The 8,159-nt window shown below is 40.7% G+C and carries 6 protein-coding genes; all 6 read right to left on the reverse strand.

The window, feature by feature from the left end:
- Positions 1-15: 15 nt before the first annotated feature.
- Positions 16-3,135: an efflux RND transporter permease subunit gene (locus GQR46_RS01780; RefSeq protein ID WP_165739585.1), complete on the reverse strand. Its 3,120-nt coding sequence runs from the start codon at positions 3,133-3,135 to the stop codon at positions 16-18.
- 8 nt (positions 3,136-3,143) lie between these two features.
- The gene (locus GQR46_RS01785; protein WP_165739587.1) at positions 3,144-4,691 is read right to left on the reverse strand and encodes an efflux RND transporter periplasmic adaptor subunit; all 1,548 of its coding nucleotides are present in this window, start codon (positions 4,689-4,691) and stop codon (positions 3,144-3,146) included.
- Entirely contained in the window at positions 4,681-6,057 is a 1,377-nt protein-coding gene (locus GQR46_RS01790; RefSeq protein ID WP_165739589.1) for a TolC family protein, read from the reverse strand. The genes GQR46_RS01785 and GQR46_RS01790 overlap by 11 nt, the downstream gene beginning before the upstream one ends.
- Positions 6,058-6,315: 258 nt before the next feature.
- Entirely contained in the window at positions 6,316-6,678 is a 363-nt protein-coding gene (locus GQR46_RS01795; protein WP_306344997.1) for a hypothetical protein, read from the reverse strand.
- Positions 6,679-6,772: 94 nt separating this feature from the next.
- Complete coding sequence (locus GQR46_RS01800; protein WP_165739591.1) at positions 6,773-7,387, reverse strand: paraquat-inducible protein A; 615 nt, start codon at positions 7,385-7,387, stop codon at positions 6,773-6,775.
- A 2-nt stretch (positions 7,388-7,389) separates the two neighbouring features.
- A partial coding sequence (locus tag GQR46_RS01805) for an HDOD domain-containing protein (RefSeq protein WP_165739592.1) occupies positions 7,390-8,159 on the reverse strand: 770 nt, incomplete at its 5' end.

Below are 8,159 nucleotides of genomic sequence, written 5' to 3' on the forward strand. Positions count from 1 at the left end.
TCTTGTTGTTTTATATTATTTAAGTCCTTGTTTGCGCCATAGTAGGTAAACCGCAGGAATAACAAGTAAGGTGAGTACAATTGCACTGCCCATACCGCCAACCATAGGCGCTGCTATTCGGCTCATTACTTCGCTTCCGGTGCCCGTGCCATAAAGTACAGGTAATAAACCGATAATAATTGTCGCGACAGTCATCATAACCGGGCGTACTCGAAGCCCTGCTCCTTCAATGATAGCTTGCTGTAATTGCACTAAGCTAAGCGGTTTTCCGGCTTGCTCTGCTTCGAGGCACTTTTCTTGATAGGCTTGGTTTAAATACACCAACATAATGACCCCTATTTCTACCGCAACACCGGCTAAGGCAATAAAGCCTACACCTACTGCAACTGAAAAGTTAAAGCCCTCTAAATACATTAGCCATACGCCACCAATCATTGCCAGTGGCAACGTAGCCATAATAATAGTGACCTCAGCAAAGCTTCTAAAATTAAGGTAAAGCAATACAATAATAATCGCTAATGTAAGTGGTAATACATAAGTCAGTTTTTCTTTAGCGCGCTGCATGTATTCATACTGCCCAGCCCACGTAATTGAGTAGCCAGCAGGTAGTATTAGGTCTTTATCGAGCACTTGCTGAGCGTGCTCAACGTAAGTACCAATATCAACGCCATCTATATCAATAAAACTCCAACCGTTTAAACGTGCATTTTCGCTTTTTATACCAGGCGGTCCATCTTCAATAAATACATCGGCTACATCACCAAGTGCTATACGCTGCCCTGTAGGAGTTACAATAGGTAACAGCATTAACTCTTCTGGCGAGTCTCTGTATGCTTGCGGATAACGTAAATTAACAGGATAACGCTCTTGCCCTTCTACCGTTTGTGTTACGTTTGTACCACCTATTGCAGTAGATACAACTTGCTGTACGTCGCTAATGTTTAAGCTATAACGCGCGGCTTTTTCACGATTTATATCTACTTTTATATAACGTCCACCGGCTACTCGCTCTGAGTAAACCGATGCGGTGCCTTGCACATCTTTTAATAGCACTTCTATTTGCTGACCAATTTTTTGAATTTCACTCAACTTTGGTCCCGCAACTTTAATGCCCACGGGAGTTTTAATACCGGTTGCGAGCATATCAATGCGTGTTTTAATTGGCATTACCCACGCATTAGTTAGCCCTGGAAACTTAACCAAACCGTCGAGTTCTTTTTTAAGTTTTTCAAGAGTCATACCCTCGCGCCATTCGTCTTTTGGTTTTAACTGAATAAACGTCTCTATCATTGTAAGCGGCGCAGGATCTGTTGCAGTTTCTGCTCGCCCAACTTTACCAAATACTGTTTTAACCTCGGGTACTGTGGCAATTAACTTGTCGGTTTGCTGTAGTATTTCGCGCGCTTTACCTACCGATAAACCAGGATACGTTGTGGGCATATACATTAAATCGCCCTCATCGAGTGGCGGAATAAATTCACTGCCTATTTTATTTACCGGGTAAAAGCCAATAACAGAAACAACCACCGCGAGTACCAATGTCATTTTTGGAAATTTAAGCACCCAGTTAAGTAGTGGACGATACGCTGCGACGAGTAATCGGTTAACTGGATTTTTTTGCTCCGAAATGACTTTACCTCTAATAAAGTAACCCATTAATACCGGCACTAAGGTAATCGCAAGCCCAGCAGACGCTGCCATAGCATAGGTTTTAGTGTAAGCGAGTGGCGCAAACATACGTCCTTCTTGCGCTTCTAAAATAAATACCGGCATAAAGCTGACGGTAATAATTAATAAACTAAAAAATAATGCAGGACCCACTTCACTCGCCGATTTAGCCACAACTTCCCAGCGGTTTTCGTTGGTAAGGGGCGTTTTTTCCATATGTTTATGCATATTTTCAATCATGACGATAGCACCGTCAGTCATTGCCCCTATGGCTATTGCAATTCCTCCTAAAGACATAATATTGGCGTTAATCCCCTGCCAATACATAATTATAAATGCCGTTAAAATCCCAAGCGGTAACGTAATAATCGCCACCAGCGATGAGCGCACATGAAACAAAAACACCACACACACTAAGGCAACTACAATAAGCTCTTCAATTAGCTTACTTGTTAAATTATCTACCGCGTTATTTATTAAGTTGGAGCGATCGTACACAGGGACTATTTCAACACCCTCTGGCAATCCCTTTTTAAGCGATTCTAATTTTGCTTTTACGAGCTCAATGGTTTTTTGTGCATTTTCGCCATAGCGCATAATAACAATGCCGCCGGTTACCTCACCTTCGCCATTTAGCTCTGCTACACCACGGCGCATTTGCGGTCCGACTCGAATATCAGCTACATCACGCAATTGCAGCGCAGTACCATTAGCGTTTACGCCAAGCGGAATGGCTTCCAAGTCGGTAACACTCTTAATGTAGCCGGTGCTTGTTACCATGTATTCTGCTTCAGCCATTTCAACTACTGAGGCGCCCATCTCTTGGTTGCCTTGTTGAATAGCCGTTTGAATGAGACTAAGCGGAATACCATATGCGCGTAATTTATCAGGCTCTACATTGACTTGATATTGCTTAACCATGCCACCAACAGCAGCCACTTCAGAGACTCCAGGCACAGTTTGTAGCTCAAACTTTAAAAACCAATCTTGTAAGCTTCGTAGCTGACTAATATCGTGTTTATTTGTTTTATCAACTAGTGCGTATAAATAAATCCAACCTACGCCGGTTGCATCAGGGCCAAGCTCTGGCGTAGCGCTATCGGGTAATCTACTTGCTACTTGGCTTAGGTATTCTTGTACTCGGCTACGCGCCCAATACAAATCGGTTTTTTCGTCAAAAATAACGTAAACGTACGAGTCACCAAAAAACGAAAAACCCCTTACAGTTTGTGCACCCGGCACAGAAAGCATTGCTGTGGTGAGCGGAAATGTAACTTGGTCTTGCACTACTTGCGGCGCTTGCCCCGGATAAGTGGTTTTTATAATGACCTGAACATCAGATAAGTCAGGCAAGGCATCCACGGGAGTATTTTTTACCGCAAACAATCCTCCACCCAGTAAAATTAATGTAAGCAACAACACAAAAAAGCGATTGCTAACAGACCAGCGAATAATGGCAGTTATCATAATGGCTCCTAGTGAGAACTATGTTGCATAGTAGAATGATCAATCGGCTCTGCGTTTTGCGCTTTAGTAATTACAAATTCATCGTTAATAATGCTAAAAGTAAAATTAATATACTGGGCATTTTCAAACTGACTAATATCAATATCTGGCGCTAATACAAAGTCCATTGTGGCGGGTTCTCGATTCCATTTTTCAATGGCTTCTCGGCTAATATTAATAATGCGATTTTGTATATCTATGGCATTAATAGTGCCGTTAATCGTGGCGTTTTGTGGCTGCATATCCATGTTCATATTCGAGCCTGAAACAGAACTCATACCTGAGCTAATACTAGAACTAGGCATTTCCATTCGTTTAAAGTCGGAGCTTTTACTCGATTCAGAGTCTATTAAAAATTGCGCTGAAGTAACTACCGTGTCACCTGTCATTACACCTGACAAAATGACCGCTTCATTACTATTAATTTGCCCAACTTCAACTTCTACCGATTTAAAACGCCCCTCACCTAATGCAATAACCACACGGTTTTGATGCTGCGTGCGGATTACCGCTTCTTTAGGGACTGTAAATTGCGCCTTACTCGCTTTAGCGTGAATGCTCACTTGTGCAAACATATTTGGTTTTAACCGATGATCTACATTTTCAAACCTAAGCCTTACACGCAGAGTCCGGTTTTTAGCATCAAGCGCGGGGTAAATATAATCAACCTTACCTTCCCACTTTTGACCTTTTAAGTAATCAAGCGTCATTGTAACGGGCAAACCAACGCTCACTTGTTCTGATTGGCGCTCGAACACTTCTGCCTCTACCCAAATTTCATCAAGCTGGGCAATACTCATCATTGATGTGCCTGGTTTAACGTAAAAGCCTTCTCGTACTGTTAGCTCATCTACCACACCATTTTGCTTTGCGTAAAAAGTAATATTTTGCATTATCTTTTTATTTTTTTGTAAGCGCTCGATAAATCCATCAGACACATTTAACGACTCTAAACGCGCCTTTGCAGCGCGAATTAACACGGTATTATTACGATTAACTGCCAATAAAAGCTCTTCCTGTGCGTTCACCAATTGTGGTGAATACAATGTATATAAAGGCTCACCGGCTTTAACTTCTGCGCCTTGTGCTTTAACATATAAACTTTCAATCCAGCCTTCTACACGCGGATGAATGTGAATAAGTTGGTCTTGGTTATATTGCACATAACCCACAGTATTTATATCGCTGTGAAGTGTTTTAAGCTGCACTTTGGCAGTTCTTACACCAAAGTTATTAACTACTGCAGGCGAAATAGTTACAGCACCTGGTCCATCCTGAGCGTTGCTAGCGTTTTCATACACAGGTACTAAATCCATTCCCATTGGCGAAAGCCCTGGCGCGTCACGCCTGTAATTACTATCCATAGGGGCTACCCAATATAAGGGCTGTTTGTCAGCGCTTTGTTGTTCATTCATTGCCGAGTTGCTAGGTAAAAACTGCATTACTAAGCCGCCTATTAACCCAAAGGCGCCTGCGCCAACTAAGGCGGCAACAAGTAACTTTAAATTAGTATTCATTGTGTAATTCTCCAGTTTGCTCGCTCATTACTTGGGGGTCTAAGCTACTTGCATAATAATTAAGGCGGGCGGTAATAATATGTTGATCTACTTGAATATTCAGTGCATCAATTTTGGCGTTAAGTTCACTAATGCGCGCGCGCATCACGTCAGAAAAATCTCCGTCGTCGCGTGTATAAGCATTTAGTGTTGCCTGAGATTGCTCTGACATTTGCGGTAATAACGTATTTTGATAAAGCGCATCGCGTTTTTGCAAACGAGCGAGTTGGCTAAACTCCTTAAAGTACATGCCTTTGAGTTTTTGAAGCGCCACCAGCTTTTGTGTTTTAGTAGCTTCTGCACTAGCAATAGCCGATTTAACCTGTTGATCTTGTCTGTTATCAGTAAACAATGGCAAATCAATACTAAACCCCACAGAGAGTAAATCAGCTCGCGACTCACCCATCGGGGTATCATCTCGGTAACCATAACCCACATTAACGCCCATTTGAGGTTTGTAGCTTTGCTTAGCGAGCGCAACTTCGGTTTGCTTTGCCGTTACGGTTTTATCTATCGCAATAATTGCGGGATGCACCATAAGCAACTGTATTAGCTCATCAAATTCAAGGCTCGCAAAATCAACCAGCCCTGTGGTTTTAGTAAACTCAGTATTTAAAGGCTGCATAAGCATATTCATAGGTAACCACTGTGCTAAACGGTTTTTAGCACTTTCAAATTGCTGCTCAAGCATAACCAGCTTATCTTCAAGACGGGTGAGCTCTAATTGCGCACGAATAATATCTTGCTGACGTGTTTTACCTAAGGTGCTTGCGTAGCTTGCTTCGGTAATGTCAATAAGTTGAGTAAATAGCCCTTTATCTTGCTCAATTAAAGCAATACTTCGCTGAGCACGATACGCGTTTAACCACGACTCAATCACAATTGCTTTTACTTGTGCTAAGCGATCGGCGCGCTGCCAAGGGTATTGTTGAGCAGACTGTGCTAATGCTTTTTGTCTAAGCGCTAAACTATTCCCTCGGCTAAACTTTTGGCTCAAATCAACTTTAAGCTGCGTCATCCCTTCTTGATCAAACGCATAACCGTTAGTAGGTAAGTTGAGTAAGCCAACCGTTAAAACAGGATCGGGTAAGGTGCCTGCAGCAATGCTTTGCGCTATTGCTGCATCTTCTTGGTAGCCACTCGCTTTTAGCCATGGCTCATGCGTTAGCGCATAATTAAGCGCTTGCGTTAAGCTAAGCGTTTGCTCATTACTAGTTTGCTTTAGTATTTCGGTATTTAGGTTATTTTGATTGTTTTGCGCATTCACAGCGGTGCTAAATAACACAACACTACATAATACGACTTTAATACTTACAGCGTGGTTCATCATCTGCTCCATCTAAAAATAAAAGAAAATCTTAAATTAGGAAGCAAAAAAGGTGTTTAGGAGTTTTACAAAAACCTTTTATATCAATTGCATTGAATTAATGATCTATTATTGCGGTAGGGAAATAGCTCTATAACAAGGAAAAAATTACGCAGTATAGTTGCTTTATATAAGTAATTTTTAACGCAGTTAGAGAGTAATTTAACTCGCTAGAATGAGCATGTTTTCAATAAAATTGATATTACACCTATCCTGCTATTAAGCAGACATAGGAGGGCGATAGAGTGAACGAGGTATACTAATTTGTGTAGTAAATACACGTACATTTACTTTTTCAGATTCAAGTAAAGTAACGCTAAATAAAGTATCAACATTAAGCATTGAGTTAGCAGCGCAGCCACTCATAGGGCATTTACAGTCATTTTGTGGCGTACTTTCGTCGTCGCAACAATCCATCTGCATCATATTTTCAGACATGCTAGCGACAGCTGTTGCATCACTACTTTGTGTCATTGGCATTTGGGCATGCATTGCTGTTTTAGTTGGCATATGTGGCATTTCGCATACCATAGCTACAGACGCAACTGCCTGACCCACAAAAGTGAGCAGTAAAGTTATCATGAGTAAACTAGAGTAAAAACGTTGCAACATTATGCCTTTTAATAAACTTTAAAATGATTGTAAGGTAACCTAACGGCAACCACAAATACTTTAATTATGTAGACTGCGGTTTATCAGGTGTTTTAATTAAGTTACTCGCGATAATTGCAAATATACAATATGCGCTAAAATACCAAAACCCTTCACCAAATTGTGCATTCATAACAAGTAGCTCACCACTTTTACCATGGGCGTTACCTGCTAAGTAAGTCACTATTAATGCAATAACAAATACATCAACCATGCTCCACTTACTTAATGCACAAATAACCAGACCGAGCTTTTGCTTAAACCCATTCGAAGGTAGGCAACAATAAAGCAATTGTAATAGCAGCTTCAAGCTTGGAATAACAATAGAAAACAACCCCACTAAAGCGGCTACAAATAAATTATTATTGCTAGCAAGCTCTTTAACTGTGCCTAAAATACTTTGTGTTTTGTTATAGGCGCTAATCTCACCTTCTAACTTATCAAGCCCTAGCATGTTCGAGAACATCATTAGCATACTGCGAGTTCGACCATCGCCCTCTTCAGCCAGCATTTCAATACCCGCTTGCGCTAGTTTTGATTTATCTATGTTGCCCTCTATTGTTAATACTGGTTTTGTAATACCAGGAAACAATAAACAAAGAGCAACCACTACACTTATAACCGACAACCAATTACGCATATTTATTCTGCTATTGCCTCAATAATGTCGTCACTGTATAAAACAGCATCCAGTAAAAAATTAAATATATCGCCAATGTGTAGCTCTGAGTTTATGTTGGCCAAATGGACCATAGCTTCATCTACATTATCTAATTCAAATTCTTTTATAAGCGATAAACAGTTTCCTAAAATGCCGCTCTCTAATAGTAACGCATCAGATATAGCTGCATCTAAGGTAAACTCTTTAACTATGTCTTTTAAATCAGCATCTAAAATAGCATCAAGCACCGAGAACAAACCCACTAGATACCCTTGCTCGGTCAGCTCTTTATTATTTTGCTCTAAAATAAGCGACATAAATTGTGCCCGCGTTAAAGCAAGCTTAGTTAATTCGCTTGGTTTTTCGACCCCCAACTCACTAATTGCTAATACACGAACAAATTGCCTTATTGTATCTTCACCTAAATAAATAACCGCTTGTGAAATAGAAGTAATAACTAAATTTGCTTTTCCTGAACGCGCGTTAGCCAGCTTTAAAACCCTGGCTGTTATGGCTACATCTCTGGCCACTCGTTGATGAACTTCTTTAAAGCAAAGTTTTTGTTTTGCTGTAAAACGCAATAGATCAAAAACAGTTAACTTTGAAGGCTCTACACCTTTATACGTAATCATTTCTGGGCGAGAGAAAAAGAACCCCTGAAATAAATCACAGCCTGCCAATTTTAATATATTAAATTGTTCATGCGTCTCTATTCGTTCAACAATTATTTTTGCATGTGGATTTGCGCGTT

This window comes from Pseudoalteromonas sp. Z1A6 (genome assembly GCF_011378745.1).
Taxonomy (GTDB): Bacteria; Pseudomonadota; Gammaproteobacteria; order Enterobacterales; family Alteromonadaceae; genus Pseudoalteromonas; species Pseudoalteromonas arctica.

Coding starts and splice junctions, on each gene's coding strand:
- GQR46_RS01790 (WP_165739589.1), bottom strand. CDS start 6,057: ATGAACCACGCTGTAAGTATTAAAGTCGTATTATGTAGTGTTGTGTTA.
- GQR46_RS01795 (WP_306344997.1), bottom strand. CDS start 6,678: ATGATAACTTTACTGCTCACTTTTGTGGGTCAGGCAGTTGCGTCTGTA.
- GQR46_RS01785 (WP_165739587.1), bottom strand. CDS start 4,691: ATGAATACTAATTTAAAGTTACTTGTTGCCGCCTTAGTTGGCGCAGGC.
- GQR46_RS01780 (WP_165739585.1), bottom strand. CDS start 3,135: ATGATAACTGCCATTATTCGCTGGTCTGTTAGCAATCGCTTTTTTGTG.
- GQR46_RS01800 (WP_165739591.1), bottom strand. CDS start 7,387: ATGCGTAATTGGTTGTCGGTTATAAGTGTAGTGGTTGCTCTTTGTTTA.